Origin of the sequence: Bacteroides acidifaciens (assembly GCF_903181435.1) — a bacterium.
GTDB lineage: Bacteria > Bacteroidota > Bacteroidia > Bacteroidales > Bacteroidaceae > Bacteroides.
Genome location: NZ_CAEUHO010000001.1, coordinates 1,167,700 through 1,187,249 on the forward strand (window position 1 = coordinate 1,167,700; position 19,550 = coordinate 1,187,249).

Below are 19,550 nucleotides of genomic sequence, written 5' to 3' on the forward strand. Positions count from 1 at the left end.
CATGATTTGGAATGAGAGCATTGAGTGTATGGACCGCGAAAGTCTTCGCAAGATTCAAAGCATACGACTCAAGAAAATTGTAGATTACGTTTATCACAACACGCCCTTCTATCGGAAGAAGATGCAGGAAATGGGGATTACTCCCGACGATATCAATAGTATTGATGATATTGTAAAACTGCCGTTTACCACGAAACATGATTTAAGAGATAATTATCCGTTCGGACTTTGTGCCGTGCCGATGAGCCAGATTGTACGTATCCATGCATCTTCCGGTACTACCGGAAAGCCGACAGTTGTTGGATATACCCGTAAGGACTTGTCTTCGTGGGCGGAATGTATTTCACGTGCTTTTACTGCGTATGGGGCAAGCCGCTCTGACATATTCCAGGTATCTTATGGATACGGGCTTTTCACAGGTGGGCTGGGTGCGCATGCCGGAGCTGAAAATATTGGAGCTTCCGTTATTCCGATGTCGAGTGGTAACACGGAGAAACAGATTACTTTGATGCATGATTTTGGTTCGACAGTACTTTGTTGCACGCCTTCTTATGCACTTTATCTGGCGGATGCTATCAAAGATTCCGGTTTGCCGCGCGAAGAATTTAAGCTGAAGATGGGGGCTTTCGGTGCGGAACCCTGGACTGAAAATATGCGTCATGAAATTGAGGAAAAGCTTGGCATCAAGGCTTATGATATTTATGGTTTGAGTGAAATAGCCGGACCGGGTGTGGGTTATGAGTGTGAATGCCAGCGTGGTACGCACTTGAATGAAGACCATTACTTCCCCGAAATTATAGATCCGAATACTTTGCAACCGGTGGAATCCGGACAAACAGGCGAATTGGTATTTACCCACCTGACTAAGGAAGGTATGCCGTTGCTTCGTTATCGTACGCGCGACTTGACTGCTTTGCATTACGATAAATGTTCTTGTGGACGTACGTTGGTGCGCATGGATCGCATTCTGGGACGTAGTGACGATATGTTGATTATCCGTGGTGTAAACGTGTTCCCGACGCAAATCGAGTCCGTTATTCTCGAAATGGCGGAATTTGAACCTCACTATCTGTTGATAGTAGGTCGTGAAAACAATACCGATACGATGGAGCTTCAGGTAGAGGTACGCCCTGAATACTATTCGGACGAGATTAACAAAATGCTGGCCTTGAAGAAAAAACTGGCAGGACGTCTGCAAAGCGTAATTGGATTGGGAGTTAACGTGAAACTGGTAGAACCGCGCAGCATTGAGCGTAGCGTAGGCAAAGCGAAACGAGTGATTGATAACAGAAAAATATAATACCTGAACTTACAATATAATACTTTACGATCATGGTAGCAAAACAACTTTCTATCTTTTTGGAAAACAAGTCAGGCCGTTTGACGGAAGTGACTGAAGTGCTGGCGAAAGAGAATGTCAATCTTTCAGCCTTGTGCATCGCAGAAAATGCAGATTTTGGCATTTTGCGTGGAATAGTATCCGACCCGGATAGAGCATATAAAACTTTGAAAGATAATCATTTTGCAGTGAATGTGACTGATGTGGTTGGCATTAGCTGCCCGAACGTACCGGGGGCTTTGGCTAAAGTGCTGGGATTCTTATCGGACGAAGGGGTATTTATCGAATATATGTATTCGTTTGCTAATAACAATATCGCTAATGTGGTGATTCGTCCCAGCAATCTGGATAAATGTATTGAAGTGTTGAAAGAAAAGAAGGTCGATCTGCTGGCTGCGAGCGACCTGTATAAACTGTAAATGTCAAGATTGAAATGTAGACAGTAAATAATGAACAATAAACAATATGCGGTGGATGGGCTGTACTTTCAGTTAATGGTGCAGTTTATTCACCGCGTATTGTTTATGGTTCGACGTCATTTTCTCCCCTTTTGTCGATGTTTAACGCCTTTTATGTATTAAAAAACATAGATTAATTGCTAAATTCCCGGCGAATCAGTAACTTTGCGCATTATTTTTAAATAGGATGAAGAAAAATATCATTATAACTTTGCTTGCGGCAGCTACTCTTACTTCATGTGGAGAGTATAATAAATTGCTGAAAAGCACCGATTACGAATACAAGTACGAAGCCGCCAAAAACTATTTTGCGAAAGGACAGTATAACCGTTCGGCTACTTTGTTGAATGAGTTAATCACTATTCTTAAAGGTACGGACAAGGCGGAAGAGTCTTTGTATATGTTGGGAATGAGCTACTATAATCAGAAAGATTATCAGACAGCTGCCCAAACATTTATTACCTATTTCAATACATATCCCCGTGGTACTTTTACCGAACTGGCGCGTTTCCATGCAGGTAAGGCATTATTCCTGGATACGCCGGAGCCACGCTTGGATCAGTCAAGTACTTATCAGGCTATCCAGCAGTTGCAGATGTTCATGGAATATTTCCCGAACAGCACAAAGAAGCAGGAAGCACAAGATATGATTTTTGCTTTGCAGGATAAGTTGGTGCTGAAAGAACTTTATTCAGCCAGACTATATTATAATTTGGGTAATTATATGGGTAACAACTATGAGTCTTGTGTTATCACTGCTCAGAATGCTCTGAAGGATTATCCTTATACCGATTATCGCGAAGATCTTTCCATTTTGATTTTGCGTGCAAGACACGAAATGGCTATTTATAGTGTGGAAGACAAGAAGATGGACCGTTATCGTGAAACTATTGATGAATATTATGCCTTTAAGAATGAATTTCCTGAAAGCAAATACTTGAAAGAGGCTGAAAAAATATTCAATGAATCACAGAAAGTAATTAAAGACTAAATTTAAATAGATTTATGGACTACAAAAAAACGAATGCTCCTACTACAACGGTAACCCGTGACATGATGGAACTCTGTTCTGATACAGGGAATGTTTATGAAACTGTTGCCATTATTGGTAAGCGCGCTAATCAGATCAGTGTGGAAATCAAAAACGACTTATCCAAAAAGTTGGCTGAGTTTGCTTCTTATACAGATAATATGGAAGAAGTATTTGAAAATAGAGAGCAAATCGAAATTTCTCGCTATTATGAGAAATTGCCGAAACCGGATTTGATTGCTACGCAAGAATACGTCGAAGGGAAAATATATTATAGAAATCCTGCTAAGGAGAAAGAAAAACTTCAGTAATCTATTTTCTGACGAAAGGATTGATAGTCAAGTAGTAAGTGGGATACTAATCCCTGCTCCTTATTGCTTGGCTATTATTGTTTAACTTAACTACTATTAGAAAACTTATGATTCAACGGATTCAAACAGTTTATTTACTGATTGTTGCAGGATTGCTGATTACGGCGATGTGTTTGCCGATGGGCTACTTTATTGATACGATGGGAGAGCACCCCTTTAAAGCTTTAGGAATGGGCGTAAATGGCGCTTTCCAGTCTACATGGGGATTGTTTGGCATTTTAATGCTCAGCACCTTGGTGGCTGCTGCTACTATCTTCTTGTTTAAGAACCGTATGTTGCAGATTCGTATGACAATCTTCAATAGCTTGCTGTTGGTAGGTTATTACATCGCTTTCCTTGCTTTTTATTTTGCATTGAAAAATGACGCGAATATGTTCCGTATTGGTTGGGCACTGTGCTTGCCGCTTGTTTCTATTATCCTGAATATTTTGGCTGTTCGTGCTATCGGACGGGATGAAGTAATGGTAAAGGCTGCAGATAGATTGAGATAATTTGAGCATCCATATCTGATACAAAAAGCACCGCTTTAGTCACTCTAAAGCGGTGCTTTTTGGTCTCTAAAGCGATGCTTTATTTTTTCAAATCAAATAAGTAAGTGAGTTTTATGGTAATTGTCCCATGGGCCGCACGTGCAAAATAATCTTTCTTCGTAGTACTATAAAAATCGGATAGAGCAAAGTAGTAGCGTCCTTCTACAATGAAGTTGCCGGCTTTCTTTGTTCTGAGTTCCACACCACCGCCACCGGCAATTCCGTAATCGAATTTGTTTTGAATCTTGACGCCATATAGTGCTTTTTGGGTATCTGACAGTTTGTCCATGTCTACTCCTTCTATTTTCTCAGATTCACCGATTAAGAAACCGATTTGAGGACCTGCATGGATGAAGAATTGTAATCCTCTGTCTCGTCCGAAGGCAAGATGCGCAAGGAAGGGGATATCGATATAAGTCATTTTACGAGTATAAATTTGACTTGGGTCCTTTACAGGTTCTCCATTTTCTCCTGGTATTTCGAATAACTGATCCCAACCTCGTTGTGAGACATTCAATTCGACTTGTGCGCCGCAAATCATGGCAAAATACTTTTCAGAAATATAACGTGCCGTCAATCCACCGGTAATCCCCATCAAGCTGTTTTGTTTGATGGTGGGGGTGAAAGAAGCACTATTCAGATTAACACCGCCATTGATGCCCACAGATAAATTGCTTCGTGCTTCCCCGATTTGGGCAATAGCAGGAAGGGTAACACCTGTAAGCAGGAGTGTTGCGATCAAAAATGGTTTTATCTTTATCATTTTCGTATTATTCGAAGTCTAGTTTTACCAATTCAAAATTCTTAGTGAAACGTATGAAGAACACCTTCTTATTAATAAATCCGCCCCAGTTGTTCACACGCTGGAATTTAAATCCGGTCTGGATGGGAGTCAGATTCATTTTAGCTAGGTTGTTTTCAAGTTCTGAGCCATAACGTGATAATCCTTTCAGGAAGAAGAAACCGGTGTCAAATCCGAGCATTGCATAGTTGGGAAATTCGCTCACTAAATCTTTGCTGTACCATTTGTGGTAATTGTTGGTAAATTGTATGGCAGCTGGGAACAAAGTATTCGTATAGAACGAGGAATAGAAGTATGTATCCAGTTTAAAGAAACTTTCCAAATGATCCTTGGTATAGGTTTGCCATTCTGGATAACCGAATAGGTGAATATTTTGCTCTGGATTATCTCTGACTAACAAAGTTAGCTGTGGCAAGGCTTTGATTAGAAGAATCTTATTACTTGATGTCGGAATGAAGATGTTTTCTTTATCATGGCGAATTGCTGTCTTCAATACCTCTTTCGTGGCATTTTCTTTGACAGTTTGCATCGAAATCCCTTTGTTCTTCAATTCCTGCTTCAAGCCATTGATAAATTCCGTTTTCTCTTTATCAGCTATTGATGACTCGATAAAGATAACGTGCGCATTAGGGAATTGACGGGTAAAATGTTCGTAAACTTCCGAATATAAATAAGATTGTGGTGTATTAATTTGATAAATGGCAGGATTGTTGAATACCTCTTCGCCTTTCTTAGAGAAAGGAATCACCAGACGGATATCATTTTTTTCTGCAAAATCGGATAAAGGTTTAATTTGGTTTTGATACATCGGGCCAAAGATTACATCCATCTTCTTCATCTCGCTTTTGGCAAGAATCGTATTTAATGTAGAAATCTCTTTACCGCTATCATATACATATAAGTCGAGCGAAGTACCAGTGCGTTTCAGACTGTCTACTGCCATCAGGAAACCTTCGTAATATTCCACCATACGTTTGTCTTCCTGGAAAGGCAGTATTAATGCAGCTTTAATGGTAGACATCTTTTTAGGAGCCTCTTTGCTCTTGTGGAAAAGCTCGCTGTTGCTTGGTGGAATAGCATAAGGGTCTTCTTTTTGGGTAGGCTGCACGGTCGTTGTTGCCGGGTAGGGGATACAAAGGAATTGTCCCTTTTTCATTCCCTTTTTCAATTCGGGATTAGCGGCAATCAGTTCCTGCTCGCTGATTCCGTATTCGCGGCTCACACTGAAAATCGTTTCTTTGCGTTTCACCTTATGCATATCTTTACATCTAGGAACCACAGGACCTTGAATATTGCTTTGTTCGGTCGGAGCCTGAACAGTAGTAGTCTTTTCTTCTTCTTCTTTCTGCGGAATCAGGATAACCTGTCCGATGCGGAAGTTCTCGGCACTCAGACCGGGATTGGCTTCGCAAATATCTTTTGCGGATACATTATACATGGTTGTAAGTTTGTATAAAGTCTCTCCGGCTTGAATCGTATGGAATGTTTCTCCTTTTTGGCTTTCTTTTCCTTTGGGAATCTTAATTGTTTGTCCGGCGTAGATTTTCTCGTCGCAACCGGGGTTCAGACGGACAATATCCGATGTTGTGACATTGTACATCTTGGAAATAGAGTATAAACTTTGTCCTTTTTCGATGGTATGCAAGAAATAGGATTGGTTCTCCTGTGCATAACTGAAGGCGTATGAAACGCTTATAAAAAGCAGAAATAAGAATATTCGGTTTATCGGTTTCATCAAATTATAACTATTGGTTCTTGAAATCAAGGAGCAAAGGTACGAATAATGCCCTATATCTTCATAAGATTTGAGTTAAGAAAATAATATTGTGCTTTTTTAGGAGCATATTTCGGGCGGAAACATTAATTTTGCAGCATTTATGAAGGATATGAATATGCAGGAAACAGAATATATTAACGTGTACGGTGCGCGCGTGCACAATTTGAAGGATATCGATGCCGAAATCCCCCGCAATAGTCTGACGGTCATTACGGGACTGAGTGGTAGTGGCAAGTCTTCTTTGGCTTTCGATACCATTTTTGCTGAAGGACAACGTCGTTATATCGAAACCTTTTCAGCGTATGCCCGTAATTTCCTGGGCAACCTTGAACGTCCGGATGTAGATAAAATAACAGGCTTGAGCCCGGTTATCTCCATTGAACAGAAAACAACGAATAAAAATCCCCGTTCTACCGTAGGGACAACGACTGAGATATACGATTATCTCCGTTTGCTCTATGCCCGTGCGGGAGTAGCTTATTCGTACTTGTCCGGCGAGGAGATGGTGAAATATACCGAGGAACAGATTCTGGACTTAATCCTGAAAGATTATAAAGGAAAGAAAATATATCTGCTTGCTCCTATGGTTCGTGCCCGTAAGGGACATTACAGGGAACTGTTTGAGCAGGTACGCAAAAAAGGATACTTATATGTACGGGTGGATGGTGAAGTGCGTGAAATAACGCATGGTATGAAACTCGACAGATATAAAAATCATGACATCGAAGTCGTTATTGATAAATTAGTGGTAACGGAAAAGGACGACCGGCGCTTGAAACAGAGTGTGGCAACTGCCATGCGACAGGGAGACGGCTTGATGATGATTCTGGATGCCCAATCCGAAAGTATCCGTCATTATAGTAAGCGTCTTATGTGTCCGGTCACCGGACTGTCTTATCGTGAACCGGCTCCGCATAATTTCTCGTTCAACTCTCCGCAAGGAGCGTGTCCGAAATGTAAAGGATTGGGTGTAGTCAATCAGATTGATGTGGATAAGGTAATTCCCGAACGTGACCTTTCTATATATGAAGGCGCCATAGCCCCTTTGGGAAAATATAAGAATGCCATGATTTTCTGGCAGATAGGCGCGTTACTTGAGAAGTATGACGCGACATTGAAAACTCCAGTGAAGGAATTGCCCGACGATGCGATTGACGAGGTACTGTATGGTTCTGATGAACGGATTAAGATAAAGAGTTCGCTAATCGGCACTTCTTCCGACTATTTCGTCACTTATGAGGGAGTTGTGAAGTATATCCAAATGTTGCAGGAGAAAGATGCGTCCGCTACGGCTCAGAAATGGGCGGAACAATTTGCTAAAACTACTGTTTGTCCCGAATGTAAAGGGGCTCGCTTGAATAAGGAAGCATTGCATTTCCGAATCCATGACAAGAATATCAATGAACTGGCAAACATGGATATCAACGAGCTATATGACTGGTTGATGAAAGTGGACGAATTCCTTTCCGACAAACAGAAGAAAATCTCCGTAGAGATTCTGAAAGAGATTCGTACACGTTTGAAGTTCTTATTGGATGTTGGTTTGGATTATCTGGCCTTGAACCGTAGCTCCGTCAGCCTTTCTGGTGGGGAGAGCCAGCGTATCCGTTTGGCTACACAGATAGGCTCCCAGTTGGTGAATGTACTTTATATTCTTGATGAGCCGAGTATAGGGCTGCATCAACGCGATAATTTGCGTCTTATCAATTCATTGAAAGAACTTCGTGATATGGGAAATTCCGTAATCGTAGTGGAACATGACAAAGACATGATGTTGGCTGCCGATTACGTAATTGATATGGGTCCGAAAGCCGGTCGCTTGGGTGGGGAAGTGGTTTTTGCCGGAACTCCGCAGGAGATGTTGACGACTGAAACCATGACTTCTCAATACCTGAACGGGAAAATGAAGATAGAAGTTCCCGCCGAGCGTAGAAAAGGAAACGGAAAATCTATCTGGTTGAAAGGGGCGAAAGGTAATAACCTGAAGGATGTTACTGTCGAATTCCCGTTAGGAAAACTGATTTGTGTAACGGGAGTGTCGGGAAGTGGAAAGTCTACCTTAATTAATGAAACATTACAACCTATTCTTTCACAGAAATTCTATCGTTCCTTGCAGGATCCTTTAGAATACGATTCTATAGAGGGACTGGAGAATATAGACAAGGTGGTGAATGTCGACCAGTCCCCGTTGGGACGTACGCCACGTTCCAATCCGGCTACTTATACAGGTGTGTTCTCGGATATCCGTAACTTGTTTGTGGGATTGCCGGAAGCAAAGATTCGCGGTTATAAACCGGGACGCTTCTCCTTTAATGTTTCGGGCGGTCGCTGTGAAGCATGTACGGGAAATGGTTATAAGACTATTGAAATGAATTTTCTTCCTGATGTCTATGTGCCTTGTGAAGTCTGTCATGGCAAGCGTTATAACCGTGAAACGCTGGAAGTCCGTTTCAAAGGAAAATCTATTGCCGATGTACTTGACATGACTATCAACCGTGCCGTCGAATTTTTTGAGAACGTGCCGCAAATTCTGAATAAAATCAAAGTTTTGCAAGACGTCGGACTGGGATATATCAAGTTGGGACAATCTTCCACTACTCTTTCCGGTGGTGAGAGCCAACGTGTGAAACTGGCTACGGAACTGTCAAAAAGAGATACGGGTAAAACTCTTTATATCCTTGACGAACCGACTACCGGTCTTCATTTTGAAGATATACGGGTACTGATGGGGGTACTGAACAAACTTGTAGACAAGGGTAACACGGTTATTGTGATCGAACATAATCTGGACGTGATAAAAATGGCGGATTATATCATTGATATGGGGCCTGAAGGTGGTAAGGGCGGGGGAGAACTCCTTGGTTACGGAACACCTGAAGAAGTTGCGAAGAGCCATAAAGGATACACGCCAAAGTTTCTTCGCGAAGAATTGGGACTTTAATCTGAGTAATAAAGTGCCAACTTGTCGAACACTCTTCGATTGGGTTGGCACTTATCATATCTTTAAATACAACGAAAATGAAAATCAATAAAACGAATGCCGCACGGCTGTTGGACAAGGCTAAGGTCACCTACGAATTAATTCCCTATGAGGTAGATGAGAACGACTTGAGTGCTATCCATGTGGCAGCTAATTTAGGTGAGAACATAGAACAAGTATTCAAAACGCTCGTTTTGCATGGCGATAAAAGCGGATATTTTGTTTGCGTCATTCCGGGCGAACACGAAGTTGATTTGAAATTGGCAGCTAAGGCTTCCGGCAATAAAAAGTGTGACTTGATACCTGTGAAAGAGCTTCTACCACTTACCGGATATATCCGAGGTGGCTGTTCTCCTATCGGTATGAAGAAGCATTTCCCTACTTATATTCATGAGACTTGCCTGCAATTTCCGTATATTTATGTAAGCGCGGGTGTGAGGGGACTTCAGATAAAATTAGCTCCGGGAGATTTAATTCGTGAATCGAGAGCGGAAATTTGTCGTTTATTTGAGGACTAAATCCTGTTATTTATAGAGTAAATATGACTTCATATTCTTTGAATGAATTAAAAAAAGTATATATTTGCAGAAAATATCAATTTTATTAATCTAATATTCTTATTTATATGTTTGAAGGACAACCGAAAGGGCTATACGCTTTAGCCTTGGCTAACACGGGCGAACGTTTTGGCTACTACACGATGCTTGCTATCTTTACACTTTTCTTACAAGCGAAATTTGGTTACACGGCAGCAGAAACTTCTACGATTTTTGGTTCATTCTTGGCGGCGGTTTACTTTATGCCTCTTGTTGGTGGTATTTTGGCTGACAAGTGTGGTTATGGTAAGATGGTAACGACAGGTATCGTTGTCATGTTTATTGGTTATCTGCTTTTAGCGATTCCTACTGCGGCAGACCTCACTGGTAAGATGATGATGTTTGGTTCACTGTTTTTGATTGCTTGCGGAACTGGACTATTTAAAGGTAATTTGCAAGTAATGGTGGGTAACCTTTACGATTCTCCGGAATATAGTTCAAAGCGTGACACCGCTTTCAGCTTATTCTATATGGCAATCAATGTAGGTGCATTATTTGCTCCAACGGCTGCAACCAAGGTAACCAACTATATCTTAGGTGGTGCAGGATTTACTTATAACGCTCAAATACCTTCTTTGGCGCATCAATTCCTTGATGGAACTATTACTCCCGAAGGAAATGTTGCTCTTAGCGGTTTGCAGGCTGCCCAGGGCTTTGCCGGTGATACAGCCGCATTCTGTAGTTCTTATATAGAGAAACTGTCAGAAGCATATAACTATGGTTTTGCCGTAGCTTGTATTTCTTTGATTATTTCAATGGCAATCTACGTATGCTGCCGTCCTATGTTTAAACATGCGGATTATAATTCAAAACAGGCTAAGGCTGTAAATAATAATAACGAACCGAAACTTACTCCGGCACAAACAAAAGAACGTATCGTTGCTTTATTACTTGTCTTTTCTGTGGTTATCTTCTTCTGGATGGCATTCCATCAGAATGGTTTGACAATGACATTCTTTGCACGCGATTATACTACTCAATCCGTGACAGGACTTGACCGTATTGGATTCGATGTATGGAATCTGGTTCTTGTTATTATCGCTGTTTATGGTGCATTCTCCCTTTTCCAGTCAAAAAACGGCCGTGGGAAAGCGATTGGCGGTATTGCTGTATTAGCTTCCTTGGGTGTATTGTTTTGGAGTTATTCTTCTATGAATCCGACTGTAGAAATCCTTCCTCAAATATTCCAGCAGTTCAATCCGTTCTTTGTAGTGGCTCTGACTCCGGTATCTTTGGCAGTCTTTGGCTATTTGGCTAGAAAGAAAAAAGAACCGTCCGCACCACGCAAAATCGGTATCGGTATGGTGATTGCTGCGTGTGGTTTCTTGATTCTGGCGGTTGGTTCTATGGGGTTGCCTACTCCGAAAGAAGTGGAAACAGCGGGTATTAATCCGGATGTCCTGGTTTCTCCCAACTGGTTGATTTCCACTTATCTTGTGTTGACTTTTGCTGAGTTGTTGCTTTCTCCGATGGGTATTTCTTTTGTTTCGAAAGTGGCTCCGCCCAAGTATAAAGGTATGATGATGGGTGGCTGGTTTGTAGCTACTGCTATTGGTAACTATTTGGTCGCTATTATTGGTTATCTGTGGGGTGGCATGCAACTGTGGATGGTATGGAGCGTATTGATCGCCTGCTGTCTGTTATCAGCTCTGTTTATCTTCTCTATCATGAAGAAACTTGAAAAGGTAGCATAAATCAAGACGGGTATTTGCCCAGTAATATTATTTAATAAAAAAGGCTTGCAGATTGTGTTCTGCAAGCCTTTTTTATTAAATATCCAGTCCCATGATATAATCATTCATATAATATCCGTTTCCAATCGGAAAATCACCTTCCCTTAGTTTCCTCATCCCCATGTGTTCGTAAAACTGTAATGCCTTGTTGTTGCGATTTACATTTAGTTCCATCAGGCAAGGTTCCGGATGCACTTCCTTGATATACTTGACCGCTTCCTTAAACAAGAAACTCCCGCAGTGTGCGCCTTGAAAATGGGGGAGAACATAAATTTTCTGAAGATGGAAAACATTCTTTTCCTGTTGTTGCACAGAAACGTATCCGCATAACTCACTGTCTTTATAAGCGATAAAATAGACATGCCCTTCTTCTTCCATTTGCTTGAGAATATTCTGAGGCGCATACATCCAGTCCATCATATAATCCAGTTGTTCGGGAGATAAGATTTCCTTGTAAGTGGCGGGAAAAACTTCCTTTGCCATCCTATTGATAAGTTCGCAATCGGCAACCGTCGCTTTTCGAATACTAAACATACGTATTTTCTTTTTGTGGTTTAACGGGCACAAATATAACCATTATTTCTTTTTATAATAAGGTGTAATCTCCCTAATCTTTTAATTATTATTAATTTATAGTACTTTGTAATGCAAGGTACTGAAGTAATACATATATTTGTGCCATACAAAAGAAGAAAATAATGAAAGTAGACAATGTAAAATCCCAAATGAGAAAAGGCATGCTTGAATATTGCATCATGCTTTTGCTGCATAAGGAGCCTGCTTATGCTTCAGATATTATTCAGAAGCTGAAAGAGGCTCAACTGATTGTGGTAGAGGGTACTTTGTATCCTTTGCTGACACGTCTGAAGAATGACGACCTGCTAAGTTATGAATGGGTGGAATCTACACAAGGACCACCACGCAAATATTATAAACTCACAGAAAGTGGAGAAACCTTTTTGGGAGAACTTGAAATATCCTGGAAAGAATTGAATGAAACAGTGAACCATATTGCCAATAGATAATCCGAAAAAGAAAAAATTAAAATGAAAAAGACATTGACCATCAATTTAGGAGGAACTGTCTATCATATAGATGATGATGCCTACCGTCTGCTAGACAATTACCTGTCTAACCTGAAGCATTACTTTCGTAAACAGGAAGGTGCGGAAGAGATCGTAAACGATATTGAGATGCGTATCGCCGAACTGTTTGCCGAGAAAATAGCCGAGGGAAAACAAGTCATAACCGTTTCGGATGTAGAAGAAATTATAGCTCGTGTAGGGAAACCTGAAGACTTTGGAATTGCCGATGATGATACGGATTCTCAGAAAAAAACGGAACAGTCTACTTCTTCTGCCAGTCAGTCATATACGCGTACCGCTGCTCCGCGTCGTTTGTTCCGTGATCCGGACAATAAATTGCTGGGTGGTGTGGCATCAGGACTGGCAGCCTATTTCGGATGGGATATTACTTTGGTGCGTATCCTAATGATAATCTTCGTGTTTGTTCCTTATTGTCCGATGATTATACTTTATATTATTGGGTGGATTGTTATTCCTGAAGCCCATACTGCGGCAGAAAAGCTAAGTATGCGTGGTGAAGCGGTCACAATCGAGAATATTGGTAAAACGGTGACAGACGGTTTCGAACGCGTAGCGGACGGAGTCAATGATTATATGAATTCAGGAAAACCCCGTACGTTTCTTCAGAAGGTAGGAGATGTGTTTGTTTCCATTGCAGCCGTTCTTTTTAAAATATTTCTGGTAGCCTTGGTGATTATCTGTTGTCCTGTACTGTTTGTCCTTGCTGTTGTGCTGGTGGCTTTGGTATTTGCCGCTATTGCAGTAGCGGTCAGTGGTGGCGCTTTGCTTTATGAGATGCTGCCTGCCATCAGTTGGGCGCCGATAGCTTCCATATCGCCTATGATGACATTGCTGGGCACAATTGCCGGAGTCGCCTTGATTGGTATTCCATTGGGAGCTTTCCTTTATACTATCCTTCGTCAGTTGTTCCATTGGTCACCGATGGGTACAGGCTTGAAATGGTCATTGCTGATTCTATGGATATTGGGTGCTGCCATAATGATTATTAATCTTTCAGCCCTTGGCTGGCGACTGCCTTTATACGGCTTACACTGCTCTTAACTGACACTCATTCTATTAAAAAAGGATAATATTCATTCTTTTATAACTAAATGTACCCCGATAGTGTGTCCGGGGTACATTTTTTGTTTGTTCTTATTTATCGTAGAACGAGAATTTTTATTAAATTTGTAAAGACGTATTCAAGAAATAAAAATGGGTGAGCGTATATGTTTTAGGAGAAACGAACGTCTGGTCACCGTTAATCCATATTGGCGGGGAAATCCAATGGTTCGCGGACGTTTTTTTAATAGACAACACCGCTTCCGTCCGGGGATGGGAAGTGTGTTGAAATGGCGTCTCTCGCCCAATCCTCAACGCAAAGAAAAGAAGACGGTGAAGTGGAATCCGAAAGTTTGCTATCTTCGTTCTCTGGACGCTGTGGTAGGAGATTCCCTGGTATGGCTGGGACATAATTCTTTCTTTCTCCAATTGGCAGGTAAGAGAATCATGTTCGATCCGGTATTCGGAAGTATCCCTTTTGTAAAGCGTCAGAGTGAATTTCCCGCTAATCCTGACATCTTTACAGGGATTGACTATCTGCTCGTCAGCCACGACCATTTCGACCATTTGGATAAACAAAGTATTGCCCGCCTCTTGAAGAACAATCCGCAAATGAAACTCTTCTGCGGACTGGGAACAGGAGAATTAATCCAGAACTGGTTTCCTGAGATGAAGATAATTGAAGCCGGCTGGTATCAGCAGATGGAAGACGAAGGACTCAAAATAACCTTTCTTCCGGCACAGCATTGGAGCAAACGCTCCGTGCGCGACGGCGGACAACGATTGTGGGGAGCCTTTATGCTGCAAGGTGATGGCATCTCACTCTATTATAGCGGTGATACGGGATATTCGAGTCACTTCCGTGAAATTCCGGACTTGTTCGGTTCGCCGGATTATGCTTTGCTGGGAATCGGCGCATACAAACCCCGTTGGTTTATGCGCCCTAACCATATCTCGCCTTACGAATCGCTGACTGCTGCCGAAGAAATGTGTGCCGGGCTTACTATCCCGATGCATTATGGTACATTTGACCTGTCTGACGAACCTTTGCACGATCCCCCGAAAGTTTTTGCGGCGGAAGCGAAGAAAAGAAAGATTCCGGTAGAAATCCCTTGTTTGGGAGAAATTGTAAAACTGAATAAGAAGAAATAACTATAAACGAATGAATAAAGAGATGAAGAAATTAGAAATTAAAGACCTGAAAGAGAACTTTTTCGAAGCAATCGGAAAAGAATGGATGCTGGTTACAGCCGGCACAAAAGAGAAGTTTAATACAATGACAGCAAGCTGGGGTGGCATCGGTTGGTTGTGGAATAAGCCCGTAGCCTTTGTTTTTGTTCGCCCCGAACGCTATACATATGAATTTATAGAGAAGAGCGACTATCTGACGTTATCTTTCTTAGGAGAAGAAAACAAGAACATTCATGCAGTCTGTGGCTCCAAGTCGGGACGGAATATAGATAAAGTCAAAGAAACCGGATTGAAACCTATATTTACGGAAGAGGGAAATGTATTGTTCGAGCAAGCCCGTCTAAGCCTGGAATGTAAGAAACTCTATGCCGACGGCATCAAACCGGAATGTTTTCTGGATAAGGAATCATTGGAAAAATGGTATGATAATGCGCATGGCGGTTTTCATAAGATGTATATTGTAGAAATTAAAAATATATATTCGGAATAAATTTAGCGGATTTTTTTATGAATGCAATGGGGAAGCCCCTGAACTCAAGAGATTGAGAACAGGGGCTTCTTTTAGTTTACTATGTTTTATTCTACTGTGTAACTAATTTCTTGAAATCCTATTTGGATGAAGCTTTCTTTACCCATTTGTCCAGCCATTCAAAGAAAGTACGTTGCCACAACACCCCGTTTTGAGGTTTCAGTACCCAGTGGTTTTCATCCGGATAAATCAGTAACTCTGCAGGAATACCACGCATTACGGCAGCATCGAAGGCAGCCATTGCCTGATTGGCCAGGATACGATAGTCTTTCTCTCCATGGATACAGAGAATCGGAGTATCCCATTTTTCTACGAAGAGGTGAGGGGAGTTGGCGAAAGTACGTTGTGCCACCGGGTTCTGTTTTTCCCAGTATGCACCTCCCATATCCCAGTTGGCAAACCATTTCTCTTCAGTTTCCAGATATTGCATTTCCATATTGAAGATACCGTCATGAGCAATGAACGCTTTGAATCGTTTGTCATGATGTCCCGCCAACCAGTATACGGAGAATCCTCCGAAGCTGGCACCTACACATCCCAAGCGATCTTTGTCTACATACGGTTCTTTTGCCATTTCATCAATAGCAGTGAAATAATCTTTCATACACTGGCCACCGTAGTCACCACTGATCTGTTCATTCCATTCCACACCAAATCCCGGCAAGCCGCGACGATTCGGAGCAACAACAATATAATCATTGGCTGCCATAATCTGGAAGTTCCAGCGATAAGACCAGAACTGGCTTACCGGACTTTGCGGACCTCCTTCACAGAACAACAAAGTCGGATATTTCTTGTTCGGATCAAACTGCGGAGGATAGATCACCCATGTCAACATCTGTTTGCCATCTGTTGTCTTCATCCAGCGACCTTCCACTTTACCCATTTCCAACTGATCATAAATCTGCTTATTCTCCTGTGTCAGTTGAGTGGTTGTGCCATCCAATGTCACTGTATAAATCTCGTCACCCATGCTCATAGAATGACGCTTGGCAATCAGCTTATCACCCAAAAGAGCCACACCTTCGTAATCATACATTCCCGAAGTGACAGCCTTTACCGAATCAGTCGCCAAATCCAGCGCATAAATCTGCGATTCTCCGTGCCATACCCCTGTGAAATAGATAGTCTTGGCATCTGCACCCCATACAAAAGCATCCACATTCGATTCGAATGCCTTGCTGACAAAACGTTTCTCTCCGGTTTCCAGGTTCATGATGAACAGACGGTTCAGGTCGGCTTCGTAACCGTCACGTTCCATGCTCTGCCAGGCGATATACTTGCCGTCTGGAGAGTATTGCGGATTGGTATCATATCCCTTATTCTCTTCGGTAATGTTCTCTGTTTTCTTAGTATTCAGGTCATAGACATAAATATCCGAATTGGTAGAAACCGCATATTCCAATCCTGTCTTTTTACGGCAAGTGTAAGCCACTTTATCCGAAGTCGTATTCCAAGCAAGTTGCTCAATGCCCCCCCAAGGCTTCATCGGACTTTCATACGGTTCACCGTCTAAAATATCCACGATATTGGAAATGCCGTTACCGTCGAAGTCGGCAACAAAAGGATGTGGAGCTGTCGTCACCCATTCATCCCAATGTTTGTACATCAGGTCGGTCACGATGATACCTGTGGATTTCGGCAGGTCCGGATATTTATCGGCAGTGCTTTCTTTCGTCTTTACTTGTGAAATAAACAGTAGTTTTTTGCCATCCGGTGAGATTGAATATCCTTCGATGTCATCGTCATAGTTGGTCAACTGCTTGCGGTCGCTGCCATCGGGATTCATCTCGTAGAGCTGGCTGCTTCCGTTGTCATTACTTAAGAATGCGAGCTTGCTGCCTCCTTTAATCCATGTCACTTCATTTTCCTGATACGGGGTATGAGTGATTTGCAGATTTTCGCTTCCGTCTGCGTTCATCACGAAGACTTCGCGGTTACTCTTGTTTTCCGCTACACTGTAATACGCTACCGTATACGCAATTTTCTTTCCGTCGGGTGATACGGCGAATCCGCCGATACGTCCCATAGCCCAAAGTGCTTCGGGAGTCATGCGCTTCCCTTCGATCTTAATATCCGATTTCTCGATAAGCACCTGATCTGTCTTGCCTGCGTCTTTGGTTCCTCCGCAGGCAGCTAACAACATTGCTGCTGACATCATAAATAAATTAGCTTGTCTCATATTTTAAAATGATTGTTTAGTAATTTTTTTATTAGAATAGCCGGACAAATATACGATAATAAAACGATTTTACTTATCTTTGTTCATTATAAAATATTCAGTATTGAATCATGAATGTATATAAACCGGAAATAGCGGAACTTTTATTGCTGGTCGAAAAGAAATATGGAAAAGCTTTGCGGACAACTACCGATTTTGAGGAGTTTTCTTTTTATTTGCAGAGTCACTCATGGGGGAGAATTTCAACTTCTACACTGAAACGTTTGTGGGGATATGTAAATGATATGCATACACCACGTATGCAGACACTTGATCTATTATCTCGCTTCATCGGTTTTGATTTATTCAGTACTTTCTGTAGTTACTTGAAGAGTAGCAGTGCGTACAATTCTTCATTTTTCTCTGCCTGTCAGGTGATGGCAAGCGAGCTTGACCCCGGAGCGGAAGTTGAAATCGGATGGTCGCCCAATCGTTATCTACGTTTGCTTTATAAAGGAAAGGCTTTGTTCGAAGTGTGTGAGGCACGTCAGTCTAAGTTGCAAAAAGGAGACTGTTTCGAGACATCCGCTTTCTTGAAAGGGCAACCTTTGTTTTTGCCATACGTTTTACGTGATGGCGTTCGTACTTCGCCATTTATTGCGGGGCGGAACGGTGGTCTTACTTTATTGAATTGTATTGGTAATGAGTGACGATACTTTTACTTCCGGTTTTATAGGGCAAACAATGCCTCCTGTCGACGTGGCTTTTACGGATATTCAGGAAATATATACCTCCCATTCAGGATGGAATCGTTTGTTCCGTTGCCATCGGCATGGTAAGTTGCATGTGTTGAAAGCTTTGCAGCCGATGTATAAAGGAACGGCTTTTTACGAACAGGCTCTTAAAAAAGAATTCAATATCGGCTATCAATTAGAACATCCTCATATTTGTCGTACATTGGGGTGGGAGAATGTACCGTCTATAGGGTGCTGCATCCTGTTGGAATATGTGGACGGAGTCACTTTGAAGGAGTTTATGCAGCAAGGCAAACTGACTCGTCCGGTAGCGGTCAAGATCATCGACGAACTGTGTAGTGCCTTGCAATACATCCATAGCAAGCAGATTGTCCACCGTGATTTGAAGCCGGACAATATTCTGATTACGCACAACGGTAACAATGTGAAACTGATTGATTTCAGCCTTTCCGATTGTGATGATTACGATGTGCTGAAGCTTCCTGCCGGCACACGTTATTATCTTGCCCCCGAGATGTTGCAACCGGATGTGTCATTGGATTTGCGTGCTGATATTTATTCGCTTGGGGTAATTATTGGTGAGATGGCTACAGCATTAAAAGACAAACAGTTGGCATCTGTTTCGCGCAAGTGTACCCGTAGAAAGCGGGAAAAGCGTTATGCGTCCGTTGTGGAGGTGGCAAACGCCGTAACTGTGCCTCGCAGGAAAAGGCTTTATATGGGGATGGCTGCTGCAGTGTTAGCAGGAGTAGTCTGTGTAGGTGCTTATGCTGTTGCAGGTGATTTGTTGCCGGTCTCTTTCTCTTCTTCTCCCTCTTTTTATCCTGTCTACGGAAATCAGGTCTGTAGCGAAAGTTGTCTTCGCCTGCTTGCATCTGAACGGATGCGAATGATACATGCTGCCGATTCGTTGGCGGACGAACATTATTGGAAGGCAGATAGCCTGGAACTGATGCAGCAACTGAAAGCTACGCTGGATACTGAATATCCATTACCCGAGTTGCGGGAGTCTACAGCTTATAAGTGTCGGTGGGAAGGACTTCAACAAGAGGCGGAACGCCAGTTAAAGCAGGTTAAGTCGCTGGTCCGACAACGTTAAGCCCCCATACAAAAGAATGTTTCATGTGCGGGAAACAGTTGTTTCATCAGTA

At 42.1% G+C, this 19,550-nt stretch carries 18 protein-coding genes; 14 read left to right on the top strand and 4 right to left on the bottom strand.

The genetic code is table 11. From position 1 onward, the window contains the following. Nucleotide 1: 1 nt before the first annotated feature. The 5 genes from CLIN57ABFB40_RS04710 (at nucleotide 2) to CLIN57ABFB40_RS04730 (ending at nucleotide 3,689) form a co-directional block, all read left to right on the top strand. Nucleotides 2-1,300 (top strand): phenylacetate--CoA ligase family protein, encoded by a 1,299-nt coding sequence (locus tag CLIN57ABFB40_RS04710; protein ID WP_175629101.1) that lies wholly within the window; start codon nucleotides 2-4, stop codon nucleotides 1,298-1,300. 32 nt (nucleotides 1,301-1,332) lie between these two features. Beyond that, nucleotides 1,333-1,758 (top strand): amino acid-binding protein, encoded by a 426-nt coding sequence (locus tag CLIN57ABFB40_RS04715; protein WP_175629102.1) that lies wholly within the window; start codon nucleotides 1,333-1,335, stop codon nucleotides 1,756-1,758. 226 nt (nucleotides 1,759-1,984) lie between these two features. Further along, complete coding sequence (locus CLIN57ABFB40_RS04720; RefSeq protein WP_175629103.1) at nucleotides 1,985-2,788, top strand: outer membrane protein assembly factor BamD; 804 nt, start codon at nucleotides 1,985-1,987, stop codon at nucleotides 2,786-2,788. Nucleotides 2,789-2,802: 14 nt separating this feature from the next. Then, complete coding sequence (locus CLIN57ABFB40_RS04725; protein ID WP_024986871.1) at nucleotides 2,803-3,138, top strand: DNA-directed RNA polymerase subunit omega; 336 nt, start codon at nucleotides 2,803-2,805, stop codon at nucleotides 3,136-3,138. A 107-nt stretch (nucleotides 3,139-3,245) separates the two neighbouring features. Continuing rightward, nucleotides 3,246-3,689, top strand: a complete 444-nt coding sequence (locus CLIN57ABFB40_RS04730; RefSeq protein WP_175629104.1) for a DUF4293 domain-containing protein — start codon at nucleotides 3,246-3,248, stop codon at nucleotides 3,687-3,689. Nucleotides 3,690-3,768: 79 nt separating this feature from the next. Here the strand turns inward: CLIN57ABFB40_RS04730 and CLIN57ABFB40_RS04735 are convergent, their stop codons facing one another. Both CLIN57ABFB40_RS04735 and CLIN57ABFB40_RS04740 read right to left on the bottom strand, forming a co-directional pair. After that, nucleotides 3,769-4,491 carry a porin family protein gene (locus CLIN57ABFB40_RS04735; RefSeq protein ID WP_175629105.1) on the bottom strand — a complete coding sequence of 241 codons (723 nt, stop codon included), beginning with the start codon at nucleotides 4,489-4,491 and terminating at the stop codon, nucleotides 3,769-3,771. A 7-nt stretch (nucleotides 4,492-4,498) separates the two neighbouring features. Continuing rightward, a complete protein-coding gene (locus CLIN57ABFB40_RS04740; RefSeq protein ID WP_175629106.1) occupies nucleotides 4,499-6,265 on the bottom strand; it encodes a LysM peptidoglycan-binding domain-containing protein in 1,767 nt (588 codons plus the stop codon). 157 nt (nucleotides 6,266-6,422) lie between these two features. On the opposite strand from CLIN57ABFB40_RS04740, the gene uvrA reads away from it, so the two are divergent. The 3 genes from uvrA (at nucleotide 6,423) to CLIN57ABFB40_RS04755 (ending at nucleotide 11,577) form a co-directional block, all read left to right on the top strand. Then, a complete protein-coding gene (gene uvrA / locus CLIN57ABFB40_RS04745) occupies nucleotides 6,423-9,248 on the top strand; it encodes an excinuclease ABC subunit UvrA (RefSeq protein ID WP_175630337.1) in 2,826 nt (941 codons plus the stop codon). A 77-nt stretch (nucleotides 9,249-9,325) separates the two neighbouring features. After that, on the top strand, nucleotides 9,326-9,805 hold the full coding sequence (gene ybaK / locus CLIN57ABFB40_RS04750; protein ID WP_175629107.1) for a Cys-tRNA(Pro) deacylase: 480 nt from the start codon (nucleotides 9,326-9,328) through the stop codon (nucleotides 9,803-9,805). 107 nt (nucleotides 9,806-9,912) lie between these two features. Next, nucleotides 9,913-11,577 carry a peptide MFS transporter gene (locus tag CLIN57ABFB40_RS04755; RefSeq protein ID WP_175629108.1) on the top strand — a complete coding sequence of 555 codons (1,665 nt, stop codon included), beginning with the start codon at nucleotides 9,913-9,915 and terminating at the stop codon, nucleotides 11,575-11,577. Nucleotides 11,578-11,652: 75 nt separating this feature from the next. Here the strand turns inward: CLIN57ABFB40_RS04755 and CLIN57ABFB40_RS04760 are convergent, their stop codons facing one another. Then, a complete protein-coding gene (locus CLIN57ABFB40_RS04760; RefSeq protein WP_175629109.1) occupies nucleotides 11,653-12,150 on the bottom strand; it encodes a GNAT family N-acetyltransferase in 498 nt (165 codons plus the stop codon). Nucleotides 12,151-12,314: 164 nt separating this feature from the next. Here CLIN57ABFB40_RS04760 and CLIN57ABFB40_RS04765 point away from each other — a divergent pair, with 164 nt between their 5' ends. The 4 genes from CLIN57ABFB40_RS04765 (at nucleotide 12,315) to CLIN57ABFB40_RS04780 (ending at nucleotide 15,444) form a co-directional block, all read left to right on the top strand. After that, entirely contained in the window at nucleotides 12,315-12,641 is a 327-nt protein-coding gene (locus CLIN57ABFB40_RS04765) for a PadR family transcriptional regulator (RefSeq protein ID WP_024987641.1), read from the top strand. A 21-nt stretch (nucleotides 12,642-12,662) separates the two neighbouring features. Further along, the gene (locus CLIN57ABFB40_RS04770) at nucleotides 12,663-13,763 is read left to right on the top strand and encodes a PspC domain-containing protein (protein WP_175629110.1); all 1,101 of its coding nucleotides are present in this window, start codon (nucleotides 12,663-12,665) and stop codon (nucleotides 13,761-13,763) included. A gap of 153 nt (nucleotides 13,764-13,916) precedes the next feature. Then, nucleotides 13,917-14,915 carry an MBL fold metallo-hydrolase gene (locus tag CLIN57ABFB40_RS04775; RefSeq protein ID WP_175629111.1) on the top strand — a complete coding sequence of 333 codons (999 nt, stop codon included), beginning with the start codon at nucleotides 13,917-13,919 and terminating at the stop codon, nucleotides 14,913-14,915. Nucleotides 14,916-14,937: 22 nt separating this feature from the next. Continuing rightward, nucleotides 14,938-15,444, top strand: coding sequence for a flavin reductase family protein (locus tag CLIN57ABFB40_RS04780; RefSeq protein ID WP_175629112.1), 507 nt, complete (start codon nucleotides 14,938-14,940; stop codon nucleotides 15,442-15,444). Nucleotides 15,445-15,562: 118 nt separating this feature from the next. Here the strand turns inward: CLIN57ABFB40_RS04780 and CLIN57ABFB40_RS04785 are convergent, their stop codons facing one another. Further along, a complete protein-coding gene (locus CLIN57ABFB40_RS04785; RefSeq protein WP_175629113.1) occupies nucleotides 15,563-17,665 on the bottom strand; it encodes an alpha/beta hydrolase family protein in 2,103 nt (700 codons plus the stop codon). 110 nt (nucleotides 17,666-17,775) lie between these two features. Between CLIN57ABFB40_RS04785 and CLIN57ABFB40_RS04790 the strand changes: the two genes are divergently transcribed. Next, the gene (locus CLIN57ABFB40_RS04790; RefSeq protein WP_175629114.1) at nucleotides 17,776-18,354 is read left to right on the top strand and encodes a hypothetical protein; all 579 of its coding nucleotides are present in this window, start codon (nucleotides 17,776-17,778) and stop codon (nucleotides 18,352-18,354) included. Further along, nucleotides 18,347-19,498, top strand: coding sequence for a serine/threonine protein kinase (locus CLIN57ABFB40_RS04795; protein WP_175629115.1), 1,152 nt, complete (start codon nucleotides 18,347-18,349; stop codon nucleotides 19,496-19,498). Before CLIN57ABFB40_RS04790 ends, CLIN57ABFB40_RS04795 begins: the two co-directional genes overlap by 8 nt. Nucleotides 19,499-19,550 lie beyond the last annotated feature (52 nt).

Coding starts and splice junctions, on each gene's coding strand:
- CLIN57ABFB40_RS04780 (WP_175629112.1), top strand. CDS start 14,938: ATGAAGAAATTAGAAATTAAAGACCTGAAAGAGAACTTTTTCGAAGCA.
- CLIN57ABFB40_RS04765 (WP_024987641.1), top strand. CDS start 12,315: ATGAAAGTAGACAATGTAAAATCCCAAATGAGAAAAGGCATGCTTGAA.
- CLIN57ABFB40_RS04710 (WP_175629101.1), top strand. CDS start 2: ATGATTTGGAATGAGAGCATTGAGTGTATGGACCGCGAAAGTCTTCGC.
- CLIN57ABFB40_RS04770 (WP_175629110.1), top strand. CDS start 12,663: ATGAAAAAGACATTGACCATCAATTTAGGAGGAACTGTCTATCATATA.
- CLIN57ABFB40_RS04755 (WP_175629108.1), top strand. CDS start 9,913: ATGTTTGAAGGACAACCGAAAGGGCTATACGCTTTAGCCTTGGCTAAC.
- CLIN57ABFB40_RS04740 (WP_175629106.1), bottom strand. CDS start 6,265: ATGAAACCGATAAACCGAATATTCTTATTTCTGCTTTTTATAAGCGTT.
- CLIN57ABFB40_RS04720 (WP_175629103.1), top strand. CDS start 1,985: ATGAAGAAAAATATCATTATAACTTTGCTTGCGGCAGCTACTCTTACT.
- CLIN57ABFB40_RS04795 (WP_175629115.1), top strand. CDS start 18,347: ATGAGTGACGATACTTTTACTTCCGGTTTTATAGGGCAAACAATGCCT.
- CLIN57ABFB40_RS04735 (WP_175629105.1), bottom strand. CDS start 4,491: ATGATAAAGATAAAACCATTTTTGATCGCAACACTCCTGCTTACAGGT.
- CLIN57ABFB40_RS04785 (WP_175629113.1), bottom strand. CDS start 17,665: ATGAGACAAGCTAATTTATTTATGATGTCAGCAGCAATGTTGTTAGCT.
- ybaK (WP_175629107.1), top strand. CDS start 9,326: ATGAAAATCAATAAAACGAATGCCGCACGGCTGTTGGACAAGGCTAAG.
- CLIN57ABFB40_RS04725 (WP_024986871.1), top strand. CDS start 2,803: ATGGACTACAAAAAAACGAATGCTCCTACTACAACGGTAACCCGTGAC.
- CLIN57ABFB40_RS04775 (WP_175629111.1), top strand. CDS start 13,917: ATGGGTGAGCGTATATGTTTTAGGAGAAACGAACGTCTGGTCACCGTT.
- CLIN57ABFB40_RS04790 (WP_175629114.1), top strand. CDS start 17,776: ATGAATGTATATAAACCGGAAATAGCGGAACTTTTATTGCTGGTCGAA.
- uvrA (WP_175630337.1), top strand. CDS start 6,423: ATGCAGGAAACAGAATATATTAACGTGTACGGTGCGCGCGTGCACAAT.
- CLIN57ABFB40_RS04730 (WP_175629104.1), top strand. CDS start 3,246: ATGATTCAACGGATTCAAACAGTTTATTTACTGATTGTTGCAGGATTG.
- CLIN57ABFB40_RS04760 (WP_175629109.1), bottom strand. CDS start 12,150: ATGTTTAGTATTCGAAAAGCGACGGTTGCCGATTGCGAACTTATCAAT.
- CLIN57ABFB40_RS04715 (WP_175629102.1), top strand. CDS start 1,333: ATGGTAGCAAAACAACTTTCTATCTTTTTGGAAAACAAGTCAGGCCGT.